A 14,135-nucleotide genomic window follows, 5' to 3' on the forward strand; every position below is an offset into this window, starting at 1 on the left:
CGCTAGTGGCTTGGCCTGCGACGGCTTGTCAAGGCGCCGCCAACCCCGCTCCGCAAGGCCGGCAAAACACCGCGGCTGAAACTGCGCATTGCGTGCTCTGCAGCAAGGCCGAGTCCGATGCCACCAACAATCGCAACGCTGTCGGTAAACGGTTTTGGGAGTTCAAGCCCAAGTGCAGGCATGATTGCCTCCGGAACGAGGCGGTGCAGCAGATAGATCATGAACGCTGCCCGCGCGATCTGCATCGCCGCTCTCACCGCAACACGCGGCAGCGGCACTCGCTGACCAAACAGCAGCACTGCCGCAACGCCCAGCAGGCTCATATATTTGATCCATCCACCATACCAATTGCCACCCATATAGGCGGCCGCCGATAGCGCCACGGCGGCCGCAGCTAGAGTGATCGCTTTTTGCTGGAGGCTCTGGGCAAAGGCTATGCACCAGCCAAGCGCAAACAGGAACAAGACCCAGGGAACGGTGAATTGCGATCGGCCGGACTGCAGCGGCCAGAACTCAGGAATGAGACGAAGCAACATGGCTAGCCCGAGGAGGCACAGGCTCGCCATGAAGGGATGGTCGGAAAGCAACCGTCTTGCCGGCCGAACCCAGAACAGCAGAAGCACCAGGATGCTGATCTGCATATAGGCTTCGATGAACCAGTAAAGGTAAGGAAGCATCTGGTGCGTTTCGGGCGTCGTGATCCCGAGATTTGATATCAGCAACAGCGACGCCCAAGGGATTTGCCCCCATGCTGCGGCATAGCCGGCGAGCACGATCCCATAGGGGATCAGCACGCGTAGCGTCGGCTGCAAAAACCGGCCGGGGTTCCACTGGACCAGTGCATCGCGGCGGTGCTGCGCAATGCTCAGGCCCAGCAGCATCACCATGGCGGCGGCCCCACCATAGACCGGCCAAAGCGTTTGGTGCGTGACGACGACGGCCAGGATTGCCAGCGCCCGGACAAGGATCGGGGTCGATACGCCAGTACGTTTTGGTCCGGCGGCCGTTTCCAGTTGACGGATGGTGAGCTGTTCCCAGCCCTCCGGAACACCGTCGAAAAGGCGCTCCATCTCCATCAAGAGCTCGACATGTTGCAGCGAGTCGCCGCCCAGGCTCGAAAAGCTGTCGTTGGATGACACCGCCTTCGGCGCAAAGGTCTGTGCGAAGATGGGCAAAAGTGTGCGTGGCGCTGGCTCGGTTTCTTCCAGCTTGCGCAAAGCGGGGTAGTCGATCTTGCCATTCGCATGCCGCGGAAAAGCCGGGCACGACACCACGCGGACATGCTGTGCTCCGATGCCCGCTAATCGAGCCGCCTGGGCCGAAACGCCTTCCGCCGATCCTGCAACGGCAACCCAGATGTTCTGGTCATTGCCCCACACGGCGGCATCGTATCCCTCCGCCGCCAGCGCTTGTTCCAGCGCATCATGCCCAATGCGAAGGCCTGCAATCTTGGACATGCGGGATCGTCGTCCGGTGATCCTGTAGAGGCCGTTGGCGTCGACGGTCGCGAGGTCGCCCGTCATCATCCGATCGATCTCCGGACCCTTGCGCAGATCCTCTGCCGATTGCGCATAGCCCATCATGATGTTGGGGCCGCTATAGACCAGTTCCCCTTCCTCACCGGCATCGCTGACGAGCTCGCCATCCTCGCTCTCAAGCAAAAGCTTCCCGCCCGGTATGGCTTTGCCGATGGCATCCGGGTTGCTGAGGGCAAGGTGGGGCGGGAGATAGGCGATGCGCGCCGTAGCCTCGGTCTGGCCATACATCACCACGAACCGTCCCCGTCTTTCCTTCATCACCGAAGCCCAGTGCATGACGCGATCGGCCGGCATGGCGCCGCCCGCAACCGTCAGGCAGGTGATCTTTTCTGGAAGTGCATCGTCGAGCCCCAGGCTTTGCAGCATGTTGAAGTGGTGTGGAACGCCAGCCAGGCTCGTGGCACCGGATGCTTCCAGCGCTGCACCGAAGCCTGGCGCAAGGATCGACTGATCCGCCAGCCACAAGCTGGCGCCACGGGCCAGATGAGAATGGAGCACCGAGAGGCCATAGGAATAGTGCAGGGGGAGGACCAACGCCGCCCGGTCGCTCTCGCGTATATGGAGGTATTCTGCGATCGCCCTCGCATTGGCCTCCACAGCCGTCCTGGAAAGCCTCACGCCCTTTCCACGCCCGGTGCTTCCCGACGTTTCCAGCAAGAGCCGAAGATCAGGGTGGATTTCGGCCGCGTTCTGATACTGCGTCAGCTCGTAAACGCCGTTTCTCGTCTGCCAGCTGGCCCCGGGCGAAAGCGCTTTACCGCCAAGGCCAGCAACTCCTCGTGCCCTGTCATGATCGGAATTACCGCGTGCCCGGCATCCAGAGTACCGAGATATCGGGCGATGGCCGCCGGCGTTTGCGTCATCTCGATTGCGATAAGTTGCTGCTCGGCGGGAAGCTCCCGAGCCGCAGCCTTTGCCAGCTCAGCCACCTCGGCATAGGTGCTAACTCTGCCCTCATGTACGAGGCAAGGGTTGGCGCCGAAGCTGCGAAGATGGGACTCGGAGAAAAACATCGTCGGCGATCCAGCAGTGCGTCGCCGCCGCGTAGAGTTGCTGACACTCGTCGTCAACTTAAATCGCCGGATGATTCCGATCCAGCGGCGTGCACAAGGTCACGGCTGATAAACGGCCCAGCGTGGGAATGTGGTCATGGTGACCAATGTGCCAATGGTGAAGAAGATACCGACGACCAGATAAGGGTCGGTAAAGCCGTCAGGCCAAAACCGGCGGCCAATGCGATAGACCACGTATCCGGCGACCGACCAAAGCGTCAGGTCAACGACAAAGGCGAAGGGCAACAAGTCCAAAGAACGCGATCCTCAGCAATGATAGCGACGGCTCTGCGCTGTTCTTATGAACAACACCCCAGCCGTCCCGCCATCAATGCCCGCCGCGCCATGTGGTTAACCTTTCGGCGCCACCACGACAAGCCGCAGTCACTCAGGTCGAATATTTGAAAGTAAATTGAGCACCCACTGCACCTCCCAGCGTCGCCAAATGCGAACTGCCGCGACCTAGCACGCAACACCGATGCACCAAAACTGGAGGCCGCGTCCGGAATCGAACCGGAATACACGGATTTGCAATCCGCTGCGTAACCACTCCGCCACGCGGCCTCACGCCCGGCTTTTCAGGGGTTTCCGCTTCCCTGTCAAGCCAGCCTTTGCACACACTAACCGCTGTGTGTGCAAAATTGGTTCACGACGCGTTCCGGCGCTGATGCACGCGCAGGCTCGTCTTGCGCATTTCGGCGCCGCGGCTGTAGCGCTTGCCCATGCCTTCCGAGAGATCGCCGAGCATGTCCGCGACTTCGCGATCAGAGAAGCCCGATTCGCGCAGCTCGCTGGCAAAGGTGACGCGCAGGCCATGCAGTGTGAGATCTTGGCCATCGGGCAGGGCGGCCTTGAACGCTTCCGATAGCTTCACCTGTTGCCACACCTGGCGCATAGCATTTTCGGTCGGATAAGCCTTGCCACGGCTGTTCCGGCAGATCGGCGCATTGCCCGCCGGCTGCACAGTGCCATCACCAGCCTTCATTGCGTCGAGTAAGCTCCGCAGTTCGGCGGGAACACCAATGGTGATCTCCCCAACCTTGCCGCCGTTCTTCCTCGGCACGAATGCCAGCACCTTTCCCATGTCCGGATCGGCACGGTAATTTGCCCAGGTCAGCCGAGCTATGTCCTGCCCTCGCAAGCCAGTTCTTCGCGATGGCCAGAATGGCTCGTAGATGGACAGGCGCCGCCTCGTAGGCCAGCCGGTATTCGGTTTCGGTCCAACGGCGGTTCGCTTCTGCGCTGGTCTTGTAGAGCCTCCGCACGCCCTTCGCCGGGTTGGTCTTCATCAGCCCCGCTTCGATGGCCTCGCGGAACACGTTCGACATCACGGCCGTAACGAAGTCCGAAAACTTCGCGCCTTTTTCGGCAGCGGCAATGTCGCGCATTTCGATGACGTCGGCGGTCTCAATTATGTCCGCGCTGTAGTCGGCGCATCGGCTAAGGAACAGTAGCACCTTGGTGTAATCCTCGCGGGTGCGGGGAGCGAGGGCTTGGAAGCTTTTGCCCAGGCGGTAGCGCTCGGACAGAGCCCCGAAGGTCCCTGCAGCGTACTGGCGCAGGCGCTGCCGCTCGGCACTCGCATAGGCGTGCAGGAAGTCGGCGCTTTCCATTTGGCGATCTACGTCGTCGCGTGTGCCTTCAACCGTCAGCAGAAGCTTGCCGGTTGAGCGCAGCGACACGTACCATTTGCCGGTCTTGTTCCGGCGAATATTAAGCCCTTTGAGCTTCACGCGAGGCACGCCACATTGCTCCCATGCCCTGACGTTGTGGGCCGGGATTATCCAGAGACAGTAACCACTCGTCTAGCCGGGTGCGCAGATAGCGCTTTCCGGTCTTCGAACTGGTGATGGCGATAGGTTTGACCGGACACGCGTCAACGAAGGTGTCAACGGAGATCCCGCAGTAGGCTGCTGCCATCTGCTGGTTCATGGCGGCCGGCCAAGTTGGCAAATCGGATGGCGAAAGGCTTTTGGTCATGGCATGATTCTCCCATGACACCCGCCGAAGCAGATCAGCGCATCATCCTGAGCCGCCGAACGATCTCGACCTACATGGCCATGATCAATCGGGGCGATCTGCCGAACCAGGCCACCATGATGATGATCTCTGAAGAGGTCGAAATCTTGGAGGGGCTGGCGATGGCGCACCCAGGCAAGGCGGTGAAGATCGCGAGGCTGCTGGAGAAGTGGCAGGATCTGATCTCTGCCATGAGGGCAAAGCTGAATTGATGTCACGATAGCAGGCTCCACTTCTCGATCTTCCGGGTGGCGCTACGCTGAGGCTCCGCCTTCGGAAACCCGGCACCACGTTTTGGCCTACGCAGAGCGGTAAAGGCCTTCGCCTTGTGCTTCCGCTCTTCGCTCCTGGCACTGGCCTCCGCGGCAGTCTTGACCTTGTGACAGGCGTTGAGCAGCAGCTGCAGATTGCTCTCCCGGTTTTCGCCGCCATCGATCAGCGCGACGATGTGGTCACAGTCGATCTTGTCGACGTTGAAGTTCATGACCTGGCCGCAGCCGCATGCGCAGATGCCACCTTGCTTGGCGTGGAGCCGGAAAAGCACCGTCTGACCGGGCATGCTTTCAGGGCGCCGGCCAACCCACTCCTTGAGCTTGGCTGTGCGCATCAGGCAGCCTTCCCGATCTGGTCAATATTCTCGCGCACGACGGTGAAGGTGTAGGCAGCAACCCAAGGGTTTGCTTCCCATGCGCCAGCCCCGTTGATGGAGTTCCACAGTTCGGCATAGCCTTCGCGGTAGATGCCCTTCCAGTCCGGGTTGAATGGATGGGAGAGCTTGATCGAACTGGAATACTGCTCGACACCCTCGGCTATCGCATCGGCTTCGCTGCAATCCTGCAGCCGCTCGACCCGCACATCGGTGACTTTGAGCGTGAGGCGCGATGCCCAACGAGGCATGTGCATGCCTTGGCGGAACCTGCCGGCGCGCGGTCCCTCGTGACCATCTGCGATATAGCTCACGCCCTCTGTGCCGGTCAGTTTGGATGGCGCGAGGTCATCAAATATGCCCCAGGTAAACCAGTGCTCACGGACATAGAGCCGGTCACCAACTGAGATGCGGAGCCAATTCGGAATGATCTGAGGGTTGCGGCCTTCCTGCCAGCATCGAAGCACCTTGCCCCACTGCACTTTCCACGACCCGTCTTCGAGAAAAGGTTGAGGATTGAGGGCGCGCCGCGTCTGCGTCTTGGTGCCGGCAAGCAGGGCTCGAACCATTGGCCCGGAGAATAGGATAGGGCGGTCAGCCATGATCCACCTCCGCCCGCCCTTGAGCAGAGATGTGGTATCGGGGGCCGTCGTCGGTATCTTCGATGGTTAGAAACCCCACGCCCGCCATCTGGCGGAGCGACTTATGGCCCTGCTTGGTGATGCGGTTGACAATGTCTCTGCCGGGGCAGATCGAGCCGTCTTGCTCGATGATGTCGCGCAATAGCTGGCGCTCTTGGTCGGTGAGCCTTCTCATGCTGCGCCTCCAAAAAGCAGCGGCTGGATCGACCCATCCTGAAATACAGTGTCGAGCCATGCCTCTGCCGACGGCTCATCTCCATCCCAGCCATTTGGCCAGGTTTGATTGGCGATTAGCTCTCGGATACGCGCCTCTTCCTCTCCGTTGATAAGGTCGATCGGCGGCCGGCCGAGACGATGTGCGGACGCATTACATTCCGCCTGGATCGAAAGAACGCGGTCGAGTCCCATCAGGCGGGCTTCGAATGTCAGCGGGCCCATGCGCTGCGGGTTCGCCGCGATCGAACCGTCCTTGAGGCGCTCAGCGCCTTCCTTGCGGATTCGGTTACGCGGCTCGCGCAGTTCACGATACAGCGGCTTGAGACCCTTCAGGGGCGCAAGGTATGCCCAGGAAGGGGTGGCGATCACTGTGTCCAGGGCTTTGTCCTGATCTGTTAGGGGGCAGCCGATGCATCCGGTGCGGGTGTTGATCTCGGCCGCTTCCTCACCACCATATGCATCTGCGACGTCGGCAGTGGCCCAAGCGCCATAAGCTTCGGTCGGCGCAAATATGCGAAGCCAATCCCATACGTTGCAGACCCGCCAGTGTAGTAGCGGCGCCAGTGTGGCCACTCGACCGCGAATGCCCTTCGCGTTTGGCAGTACCTGCTGATACCAGCCCTGGCCGCACTCAGCGCCGTCTTTAGAGCAGCTCATGACTATGCGCTGATCGCGGATCGCGCTTTCGCCCTGACGAACGCCTGTAATCATCAGAACATTGCCGTCGAGCTCGTCGATGCGTGCGGCGAGCGCCTCGGTCATGGGGTCGACTTTGATCTGCCGAGTGCACCAGCGGAGCGTGTTGTTGTTTGGAGGCGGCACGCCGCGGCCAAGGATGTAGACCATGAAGCGCTTGTCGAGCGGTGCACGAACGACTTCAACATGGATCCCTCGGTCGCGGAGCTGCTGCATCACGCGTTCGGCGGCTATGGCGAGCGGCGGAAGCTCTTGCCGAGTGTCGGCGTAGAAGACCGACAGCGACTTTGGCCGCTCAAGCAGGCCAACATCAAGCAAGTGAGCGATGACGGTCAGTGTGGCCGAGCTGTCTTTACCACCAGAGTATGCAATGGCCCAATGGTCGTGCGACGAGCCATAGGCCCGCATCGACGTAAGCGTCATCTCCATGGCGTCGTCGTAACTAAGCCGCTGGGATCCGCCAAAGAGGGTGGGTTGAAAGCTCATGCCTCCGGCTCCCAGAGTAGCGAATCCCTCAGCTGCTCATTATCGTTTTCGAATGAAGGCTTGGGGGAGCTGCGGTGAGCTACGGTTTCGAGAAGGGGCGCTCCTACAATAGACGCCAGGATATTCACGCGCGGTTCGGCGGGAGTCAGCAGTCGGGCATCATCCCTGCGCCTGCTCACAATGTCATCTTCATCATGTCTGGGGCTCGCGGCCCCGAATACGGTTACGACGACGAAGTCTTGGAAGACGGTACCGTCCTCTACTTCGGTGAGGGGCAGCGCGGCCACCAGCAATACATCCGCGGTAACAGGGCCATCGGCGATCATGCGGCCGATGGTCGGTCGTTGCTGCTGTTTCACAAGCGCTATCCGCAGCGCGATATCATCTTTGTGGGCGAGATGGTTTGCGAGAGTTTCGAGTGGCGACAGGGTCGGGATGCTGATGGCGCTATGCGGCAGGTCATCGTCTTTCACCTCCGCCACATCGACAGCATTGTTGAGCAAGTTGAAGCAACGGCGCCGATCCTTGATGACCTGGGAGCCCTTCGAGCGCTTGCCTATGCCGCTGCGGGAGTTCGCGAGCCCATGACGGGAAATAAGCCGCGCACGATTTACGAGCGGAGCGCCGACGTTCGGAACTATGTGTTGGCCCGAGCCCGTGGGACTTGTGAAGGTTGCGGTGCACCTGCACCGTTCGTGCGGCGTGATGGCAGCCACTATCTGGAGCCGCACCACATTAGACGTGTCAGCGACGGTGGCCCCGATCACCCAGCGTTCGTGATTGGGCTCTGTCCGAACTGCCACAGGCGTGTGCACGCCGGCATCGACGGAGCCAGCTACAACACAAGCCTTCTTGCCCGGATGCCAGCTATCGAAACGAAGCTTTGAATTCGATGCCATCACGCTGCCTTTCTCGGTTCAACAGCCCGGTCAGAAGAGGAGAGAACAGGCTTCTCAATCCATCCTTTGCCCGAGCGGGTGCGGATCATCTGGACGGTGATCCAGTTGCCTTCGGCGTCCATCATGGCTTTCAGCTCGGGGTTCATGCCGAAATCCTCAGCACCGTGGCTTCGCTGATCGACTTCTGATCGTCGACTTCCGGCGTCTGCTCAAAGTTCGGGCAGGCATAGTTTGTCAGCACTAGACCGCGTGGCTGGTGGACGTTCTCACAGTAGCCCGCACCCAAAGCCTTGAAGTGCTGACCGCCCGGCCCGCTAAATCCGTCCCAGCCCTTAGACTGCACCAGAATGCCCAGGCGCCCACCTGGCGGCGTCTTGCCTTCCTTGAACCAACGGCATTTGCTGCAGGTCGGCGCTGAAATGTCGGCCATCATCATAACCCCCACCAGCTGGGCATGGGCGTATCGGCGCGCATCCAGGTTGCAAGAGCGATGGCCAAGGCGAACCAAGCAGCGGAGAGGGTGATCTCAAGTGCGGGGTTCATGCTGGGCCTCCAACATGCGAAAGCGCGATGCTTCCGGCTCCAGCAACCCAAACAACCGGGGTGTGGCCTCCCATGACGTCCGCTGGAAAACGGATGACACCTTCATGGGTCGGGTTGCCTTCACGCGGGCCGGTCCAGAACTTAATCGACTGGCCGACTGCGTAGCGTGCGTTGAAATCTGCGCACTGCTTCTGCATGGATTTGAGGTGGCGCTGTTTCATTCCCCGCTCTCCCCAAAAGGAACATCGTCCATGGCCGTATCGCCTTCGACGGCAATGCGGGCTTCGGTGTCGACGATGGCTTCGAGAAGTCTGGATTGAGTGACCGCAGGAGCGTTCCAACGGGCTTCCGCCTCGTCGAAGATGCGATCCATCTCGGCGCGCTGTTCGGGCGTAGGCCGCTTGCGCTCCCGCGGCTTACGCGGCCGGGCATAGATGCTGTTGTTGGTCCAGTCGTCACGCTGGCGCTTAAGGCCCTTGGTATCGACCATGATGAAATCTCCTGATCTTTCATTGACCAGCCCCGCTGCGAGGCTGGCTGATGAAGGGTCAGGCGGCGATCAGCTCTTCGGATGTGCAGTCTTCGTAGTGCACAGGGAATGAGGTCGTGTGCGCGTCTATCCAGTCGCAAAGATCAACGGAGCGGTCGCGCATCAGCCACTCATGGCGCTGCCAGAAGCGACGGCCATCGGTCTGCATCCAAATCCGGTAGGCGGAAACTTTGCTGTTTGCCCATGCTGGCTTGTCGGTGACGTGAACCCAGGGTGTGCGCTTCGTCTGCATTTCCATCTCCATAGAGGCGCTCGCCTCGTGATCTGATGGAGAGACTATGCGTTGGAAACTTCCAACTAGTCAAGTAGGAAATTGGAAGCTTCCAACTTCTGGTTGATTGAAGCACGGTTGCTGCTATTGTGGCGTCAGCAACAGCGAAGGGGTCAGCTCCGTTTTGTTCTTGTTCTGTTCATGTAAAACGGATTGTTAATAGCCCGAGCCGATCCTGTGGCGTAGGAGATTCGCATGGCTGACACATCGATCGAGTGGACAGATTCAACATGGAACCCAGTGGCAGGGTGCACAATCCTGACCGCCGGCTGTACCAACTGCTACGCCATGAGAATGGCGGCACGGCTGGAAGCCATGGGCCAAGACAAATATGCTGGAACAACCCGCAAGAGCGGTGGTCGCGCTAAGTGGACCGGCCACATCGCTCTGGATCGCAAGGCATTATCAGTGCCTCAGACCTGGTCGAAGCCGCGCCGGGTGTTCGTAAATTCGATGTCAGACCTGTTCCACTCAGATGTTCCCGCTGATTTCATCCGGGACGTTTGGTCGACGATGGCAGCCACGCCTCGTCATACCTACCAAATTCTGACAAAACGCCCCGAGCGAATGGCCGAGGTTTTAAGCCGGGTGGACTTCCCGGTGTTGCAAAACGTGTGGCTTGGAACAAGCGTGGAAGACGGGCGCGTGCTCCACCGGCTCGACGAATTGCGCAAGGTTCCTGCCGCCATTCGCTTCGTATCGTTTGAGCCCTTGATCGGGTCAGTGGCTGGCGCCGAGCTACACGATGTTCATTGGGCGATTGTGGGTGGTGAATCCGGTCCGAACTCCCGTCCTATGGATCCCGTATGGGTGGACGAAATTGAAACGGCTTGTCGGCGATCCGGTACTGCGTTCTTCTTTAAGCAGTGGGGCGGGCGCAACAAGAAAGCTACTGGTCGGATGCTTCGCGGCCGGACTTACGATGAGATGCCGGCTTCCGCCCTTGCTTGACGTACTTCATAAAGCCATCCGCTAGCGTAGTTGCGGCGGACGATGGGTTGGCTACGCAAAGGAACAGTGAGAACATCTGGCGGTTCGTTGAACGAAGGATGGGCACTGGCTCCGGCACGTAGGCGAACTCTTTCTTGAGTTGCTGCCTGAACCACTCCTCGACCTGCTTCGCTGAAGCTGCGCGCTGAAGCTCATCATCTTCACGAACATCAAATATATCGACCCTCTGGACGGGGTCAGGCTCAGGCAGAGCGTAAAGCTCTCTCCATGCAGTGCTTAGCACTTTGTCGAGCTTAGGTGCCTTTACCCCCACCCCAGAAATGCGACGTGCCAGTTGCCGCAGAACGGCTTCAAGGGGGAACAAATACCAGACATCGAGCACTTGGGTTCTGGTGAGTGCCTGTAGGGTGGCCCAATCAACCTCAAGAGCGTAGGGATCTAAAAAGACCACGCCCCGGCTTCGTGACTTGTCTTTGCGAACCCAAGGCTGTTCGCTGACCATCCGCGTAAGCACAGCGTTAGCCTCCCCCGAATGACGCTTACAGGGCGAGTGGTTTCCTGCTGCAAGGCCTCTAAAGCGGCGCACCTCTCAGGATGGTTTTCAATGAAGACGAAATGTCCAAAAGGTGGGTCGACCTGCAGGGCTCGTCTCGCGGACCCGGCGAGCGTTTCCGTGATTGTTTCAATCGGAAGGTTCTCGAACAGACCGCCGATTTCCCGGGTGGCTTCTCGGTCGCCGGTCCCGGCGAAGGCGTCGATGTACCAAATGTCCATCTCCGCCCAAGTCAACGCCTTGGCGTAGCACTCGAGATAATACTGGACTGCGTCGAGCTTGACCTCGGTCCATGGGCCGCCGAACACATGCTTTGTCGGCGGCTTCTGGTTCACCTGGGCACCATGCTTTTGACTTTCGCTGCCCACATGATCACTACATCAAAAATCGGGTCTTCCGCGTTTGACAGCAGGTCATAGAGGCCATCCCCTTGGACTTTGCGCGCCGGATTTTCTTGACCAGCACTCGGTCGTCGGGCAGCCCCACGACGCATAATTGGCCGACGAGATCCTGGGTGATCGGCGATCGGACGTCGTCGTAGTGAACCAACCAGCGTTCAAACAGTGGGCCAAGGCTCTCGCCTCGTATCTCAACTGCGACAGTTTCAGGTGTGGCGCCATCGGGGGCGGGGACGCGATCGAGCTCACCGTCGCTCAGTGCGTAGAAGTGTGCTTCAGCGCCGGCACCAACATAGCCGACAACAGGCACAGTGCCTTGCTGGGACTCGTCAGCAGTGTGGTCGATCGGCTCTAGACGACCGGCTGCAAGGGCGCTGGGGTTCAGTTGGAGTGCGGCCGCCAGCTTGGTGTGGTCGAGCACTCGCTTTTTCTTCCCGATGACAATGTCATTAATGAAACTGCGCTCTAGGCCGTGTTCCTGAGCAAGCGTGATCGGAGACGGATCGCCCATCTCTTTCAGTCGCTGCACCACTAAAGATCGCAAGTCCCCCATGCCGACAGAATAAGGCGTTGGAAGGTTCAAACGCGAATTGGAAGTTTCCCATTGCATCATTGGAAGTTTCCAACTATCGTTTGTTCATGGAAACAGAACTTGCTTCTAACCTGATCGCCCTTGGAGAAGCTTTCGGCAAAGCGCGAAAGCTCGAAGAGACCACCGTTGGGCGCCTTTGCGCTTCCGATGGCCGGTTCTTTTCGCGCATCCGGGACGGCAAGACCTTCACCGCCAAAAAGTACGATGAAGTCGTTGCCTGGTTCGCCGCCAACTGGCCGGCAGAGGCAGAATGGCCGGAAGCGATCAGTCGGCAGGTGGCCGCATGATCAACAGCGATCCTATCCGTTCCAAGCTGACCGCCGGCGCTGCCGAGCATGGCGCCAAGAACGAAGCGAAATACTTCCTCATGGCTGGCGGTCGGTATCTCAACCAGTCCGGTCAGCATCTGCAGTCCGGTCGGCAATATGCCTGGCAGGGGACAATAGAGCAGGCGCGGAGGTGCCGGTCGTTGTTCGATGCTGCTGCCGGCTGCCGTGTTATCCCGGTCAATGCCCTCAGCTTCACGCTGCATTCCGTCGAGGAAGCAGCATGAGCACCGACATTCCAGAAGCCTACATGGCTCGGGCCCGATCGTTTGTGGAAGCCCATGATGGTGCCCGCACAGTCAACCTGGTCGCTTTGGCGATCATGGAAACCGAGCAGCGCCATAAGCTGCCGTTGGCCGGCCTGACATCTCGGCAGGCTCAAGCCCTTAAGTTCATCGACCAATACCAGGCCGAGCATGACTGCTCGCCGAGCTTCGATGAGCTGCGAGAGGCGCTCGGCCTCGCAGCCAAAAGCGGTGTGCATCGCATCATCAGTCAACTGGTCGATCGTGGCCGACTGGTGCGGATGCCCAATCGTGCGCGCTCGCTGCAGATCGCTTCGAGGGCCGCCTAAATGTCCGACAGCAACGTCGCCCAGGATCAGATCAAGGCCTACGTCGACCGCATCCTTCGCATGAAGGAAGAGGCGGACGCTATCGCCGCTGACGTGAAGGAAATCTACGCTGAAGCCAAGGCAAACGGCTTCGACAAGACCCAGCTCGGCAACCTCGTCACCTACCTTCGCAAGAAGGACAAGGATGCAGACAAGGTGGCTGAGGGCGAAGCGATCTTCGACCTCTACCTGACCGCCTATCTGGGCGCGTCCGGCAAAGTTGGCATAAAACCTGCTACGCAGGCGCATGCGTCCGAGAAGCCAAGCCCGGTTGCTGCCCTTCGGGCCGACCCGGCCATGGCCATCGTCGATGTCGCCAATTTGAAATCCCAGTCGCCCGTATCGGCTGGCCAGGCGGTCACGGCTTCCGAGCCGGTTGTTACTTCGCCAGTGGAGAGCGAAGCCGCTGAAATCTCCACACCCATTCAGCCGGAATCGGCACCAAGCTCTGTCAGTGTCGAGACTAAATCTGACATCGGAAGCGCGAGAGACACTAGCGCCATGCTCCATCCCGGGGTCGTAGATGGGCCAACCACAATAGCCTTGCAGGCCGGGACAGTGGTAACAGCCGGAGAGACGGCACCAGTTTCCGAGACGTATAGGTCGGTGGAGGCTCCTTCCTCTGCCGCTCCGGCCTCGAAGTATGCCGAACCGCGCGTCATCACCTGGGAAACCTTCCCACCAGAAGGCGTAGAGCGCGGAGCCATCTCCGCTGCATTCGGATGGGCCGGCCAAGATAGCGCGGTCATTGCCGACGATCTGGAAAAGGGCAGGGCTCAGCCGATCGTCAAGAAGGGCAATGTCATTCTCGATGGCTGGGCCCGTTACATGGCGGCGCGCGACATGCGCAACTTCCCAATTCGCGTTTGAACCTTCCAACGCCTTATTCTGTCGGCATGGGGACTTGCGATCTTTAGTGGTGCAGCGACTGAAAGAGATGGGCGATCCGTCTCCGATCACGCTTGCTCAGGAACACGGCCCTAGAGCGCAGTTTCATTGTGACATTGTCATCGGAAGAAAAAGCGAGTGCTCGACCACACCAAGCTGGCGGCCTCCAACTGAACCTAGCACCCTTGCAGCCGGTCGTCTAGAGCCGATCGACCACACTGCTGACGAGTCCCAGCAAGGCACTGTGCCTGTTGTCG

General features: G+C 59.7%; 23 protein-coding genes, 1 tRNA gene and 1 pseudogene. 8 read left to right on the top strand and 17 right to left on the bottom strand.

Going from position 1 to position 14,135, the window contains the following annotated elements:
- Window positions 1-2: 2 nt before the first annotated feature.
- The 5 genes from G5575_RS17235 to G5575_RS17255 all read right to left on the bottom strand — a co-directional run bounded on the left by G5575_RS17235 (window position 3) and on the right by G5575_RS17255 (window position 3,731).
- Window positions 3-2,243 (bottom strand): AMP-binding protein, encoded by a 2,241-nt coding sequence (locus G5575_RS17235; RefSeq protein WP_328766492.1) that lies wholly within the window; start codon window positions 2,241-2,243, stop codon window positions 3-5.
- Window positions 2,240-2,551: a D-alanine--poly(phosphoribitol) ligase gene (locus G5575_RS17240; RefSeq protein ID WP_164535387.1), complete on the bottom strand. Its 312-nt coding sequence runs from the start codon at window positions 2,549-2,551 to the stop codon at window positions 2,240-2,242. Before G5575_RS17240 ends, G5575_RS17235 begins: the two co-directional genes overlap by 4 nt.
- Before the next feature lie 99 nt (window positions 2,552-2,650).
- The gene (locus tag G5575_RS17245; protein WP_164535388.1) at window positions 2,651-2,845 is read right to left on the bottom strand and encodes a hypothetical protein; all 195 of its coding nucleotides are present in this window, start codon (window positions 2,843-2,845) and stop codon (window positions 2,651-2,653) included.
- Window positions 2,846-3,080: 235 nt separating this feature from the next.
- A tRNA-Cys gene (locus G5575_RS17250) sits at window positions 3,081-3,154 on the bottom strand.
- Window positions 3,155-3,236: 82 nt separating this feature from the next.
- Window positions 3,237-3,731, bottom strand: a complete 495-nt coding sequence (locus G5575_RS17255) for a tyrosine-type recombinase/integrase (RefSeq protein ID WP_164535389.1) — start codon at window positions 3,729-3,731, stop codon at window positions 3,237-3,239.
- A gap of 352 nt (window positions 3,732-4,083) precedes the next feature.
- Between G5575_RS17255 and G5575_RS17260 the strand changes: the two genes are divergently transcribed.
- Window positions 4,084-4,260, top strand: a complete 177-nt coding sequence (locus G5575_RS17260; protein ID WP_164535390.1) for a hypothetical protein — start codon at window positions 4,084-4,086, stop codon at window positions 4,258-4,260.
- A 43-nt stretch (window positions 4,261-4,303) separates the two neighbouring features.
- On the opposite strand, the gene G5575_RS17265 is transcribed toward G5575_RS17260, so the two are convergent.
- On the bottom strand, window positions 4,304-4,570 hold the full coding sequence (locus G5575_RS17265; RefSeq protein WP_207633222.1) for a hypothetical protein: 267 nt from the start codon (window positions 4,568-4,570) through the stop codon (window positions 4,304-4,306).
- Between the two features lie 14 nt (window positions 4,571-4,584).
- Here G5575_RS17265 and G5575_RS17270 point away from each other — a divergent pair, with 14 nt between their 5' ends.
- Window positions 4,585-4,821, top strand: a complete 237-nt coding sequence (locus G5575_RS17270) for a hypothetical protein (protein ID WP_164535391.1) — start codon at window positions 4,585-4,587, stop codon at window positions 4,819-4,821.
- A gap of 2 nt (window positions 4,822-4,823) precedes the next feature.
- Here G5575_RS17270 and G5575_RS17275 read toward each other — a convergent pair whose 3' ends face one another.
- The 4 genes from G5575_RS17275 to G5575_RS17290 are packed head-to-tail and all read right to left on the bottom strand — an operon-like array spanning window position 4,824 to window position 7,294.
- Window positions 4,824-5,216 carry an HNH endonuclease gene (locus G5575_RS17275; RefSeq protein ID WP_164535392.1) on the bottom strand — a complete coding sequence of 131 codons (393 nt, stop codon included), beginning with the start codon at window positions 5,214-5,216 and terminating at the stop codon, window positions 4,824-4,826.
- On the bottom strand, window positions 5,216-5,857 hold the full coding sequence (locus tag G5575_RS17280; protein WP_164535393.1) for a hypothetical protein: 642 nt from the start codon (window positions 5,855-5,857) through the stop codon (window positions 5,216-5,218). Before G5575_RS17280 ends, G5575_RS17275 begins: the two co-directional genes overlap by 1 nt.
- Complete coding sequence (locus G5575_RS17285) at window positions 5,850-6,071, bottom strand: hypothetical protein (protein ID WP_164535394.1); 222 nt, start codon at window positions 6,069-6,071, stop codon at window positions 5,850-5,852. Before G5575_RS17285 ends, G5575_RS17280 begins: the two co-directional genes overlap by 8 nt.
- Window positions 6,068-7,294 carry a phosphoadenosine phosphosulfate reductase domain-containing protein gene (locus G5575_RS17290; protein WP_164535395.1) on the bottom strand — a complete coding sequence of 409 codons (1,227 nt, stop codon included), beginning with the start codon at window positions 7,292-7,294 and terminating at the stop codon, window positions 6,068-6,070. The genes G5575_RS17285 and G5575_RS17290 overlap by 4 nt, the downstream gene beginning before the upstream one ends.
- A gap of 74 nt (window positions 7,295-7,368) precedes the next feature.
- Between G5575_RS17290 and G5575_RS21950 the strand changes: the two genes are divergently transcribed.
- Entirely contained in the window at window positions 7,369-8,181 is an 813-nt protein-coding gene (locus G5575_RS21950; RefSeq protein WP_164535396.1) for an HNH endonuclease, read from the top strand.
- 11 nt (window positions 8,182-8,192) lie between these two features.
- Here the strand turns inward: G5575_RS21950 and G5575_RS17300 are convergent, their stop codons facing one another.
- The 5 genes from G5575_RS17300 to G5575_RS17320 all read right to left on the bottom strand — a co-directional run bounded on the left by G5575_RS17300 (window position 8,193) and on the right by G5575_RS17320 (window position 9,518).
- Window positions 8,193-8,339 (bottom strand): hypothetical protein, encoded by a 147-nt coding sequence (locus G5575_RS17300; RefSeq protein ID WP_164535397.1) that lies wholly within the window; start codon window positions 8,337-8,339, stop codon window positions 8,193-8,195.
- Window positions 8,336-8,629 (bottom strand): hypothetical protein, encoded by a 294-nt coding sequence (locus G5575_RS17305; protein ID WP_164535398.1) that lies wholly within the window; start codon window positions 8,627-8,629, stop codon window positions 8,336-8,338. The genes G5575_RS17300 and G5575_RS17305 overlap by 4 nt, the downstream gene beginning before the upstream one ends.
- Window positions 8,630-8,732: 103 nt before the next feature.
- Entirely contained in the window at window positions 8,733-8,957 is a 225-nt protein-coding gene (locus G5575_RS17310) for a hypothetical protein (protein ID WP_164535399.1), read from the bottom strand.
- On the bottom strand, window positions 8,954-9,226 hold the full coding sequence (locus tag G5575_RS17315) for a hypothetical protein (protein ID WP_164535400.1): 273 nt from the start codon (window positions 9,224-9,226) through the stop codon (window positions 8,954-8,956). The genes G5575_RS17310 and G5575_RS17315 overlap by 4 nt, the downstream gene beginning before the upstream one ends.
- 58 nt (window positions 9,227-9,284) lie before the next feature.
- Window positions 9,285-9,518 carry a hypothetical protein gene (locus G5575_RS17320; RefSeq protein ID WP_164535401.1) on the bottom strand — a complete coding sequence of 78 codons (234 nt, stop codon included), beginning with the start codon at window positions 9,516-9,518 and terminating at the stop codon, window positions 9,285-9,287.
- Window positions 9,519-9,752: 234 nt separating this feature from the next.
- Between G5575_RS17320 and G5575_RS17325 the strand changes: the two genes are divergently transcribed.
- Window positions 9,753-10,508: a DUF5131 family protein gene (locus G5575_RS17325; RefSeq protein ID WP_164535402.1), complete on the top strand. Its 756-nt coding sequence runs from the start codon at window positions 9,753-9,755 to the stop codon at window positions 10,506-10,508.
- On the opposite strand, the pseudogene tcmP reads toward G5575_RS17325, so the two are convergent.
- Both tcmP and G5575_RS19610 read right to left on the bottom strand, forming a co-directional pair.
- Window positions 10,447-11,429, bottom strand: a pseudogene (tcmP, locus tag G5575_RS22420) (three-Cys-motif partner protein TcmP). The gene G5575_RS17325 and the pseudogene tcmP sit on opposite strands and share 62 nt — an antisense overlap.
- A 7-nt stretch (window positions 11,430-11,436) precedes the next feature.
- Complete coding sequence (locus G5575_RS19610; protein WP_207633223.1) at window positions 11,437-12,072, bottom strand: phage repressor protein; 636 nt, start codon at window positions 12,070-12,072, stop codon at window positions 11,437-11,439.
- A 26-nt stretch (window positions 12,073-12,098) separates the two neighbouring features.
- On the opposite strand from G5575_RS19610, the gene G5575_RS17345 reads away from it, so the two are divergent.
- The 4 genes from G5575_RS17345 to G5575_RS17360 are packed head-to-tail and all read left to right on the top strand — an operon-like array spanning window position 12,099 to window position 13,860.
- Complete coding sequence (locus G5575_RS17345; RefSeq protein ID WP_164535405.1) at window positions 12,099-12,338, top strand: hypothetical protein; 240 nt, start codon at window positions 12,099-12,101, stop codon at window positions 12,336-12,338.
- The gene (locus G5575_RS17350; protein ID WP_164535406.1) at window positions 12,335-12,604 is read left to right on the top strand and encodes a hypothetical protein; all 270 of its coding nucleotides are present in this window, start codon (window positions 12,335-12,337) and stop codon (window positions 12,602-12,604) included. The genes G5575_RS17345 and G5575_RS17350 overlap by 4 nt, the downstream gene beginning before the upstream one ends.
- The gene (locus G5575_RS17355) at window positions 12,601-12,951 is read left to right on the top strand and encodes a LexA family protein (RefSeq protein ID WP_207633224.1); all 351 of its coding nucleotides are present in this window, start codon (window positions 12,601-12,603) and stop codon (window positions 12,949-12,951) included. Before G5575_RS17350 ends, G5575_RS17355 begins: the two co-directional genes overlap by 4 nt.
- Window positions 12,952-13,860, top strand: coding sequence for a DUF2312 domain-containing protein (locus G5575_RS17360; protein WP_164535407.1), 909 nt, complete (start codon window positions 12,952-12,954; stop codon window positions 13,858-13,860).
- Window positions 13,861-14,135: the final 275 nt, after the last annotated feature.

Source organism: Devosia aurantiaca (assembly GCF_011058215.1).
Taxonomy (GTDB): Bacteria; Pseudomonadota; Alphaproteobacteria; order Rhizobiales; family Devosiaceae; genus Devosia; species Devosia aurantiaca.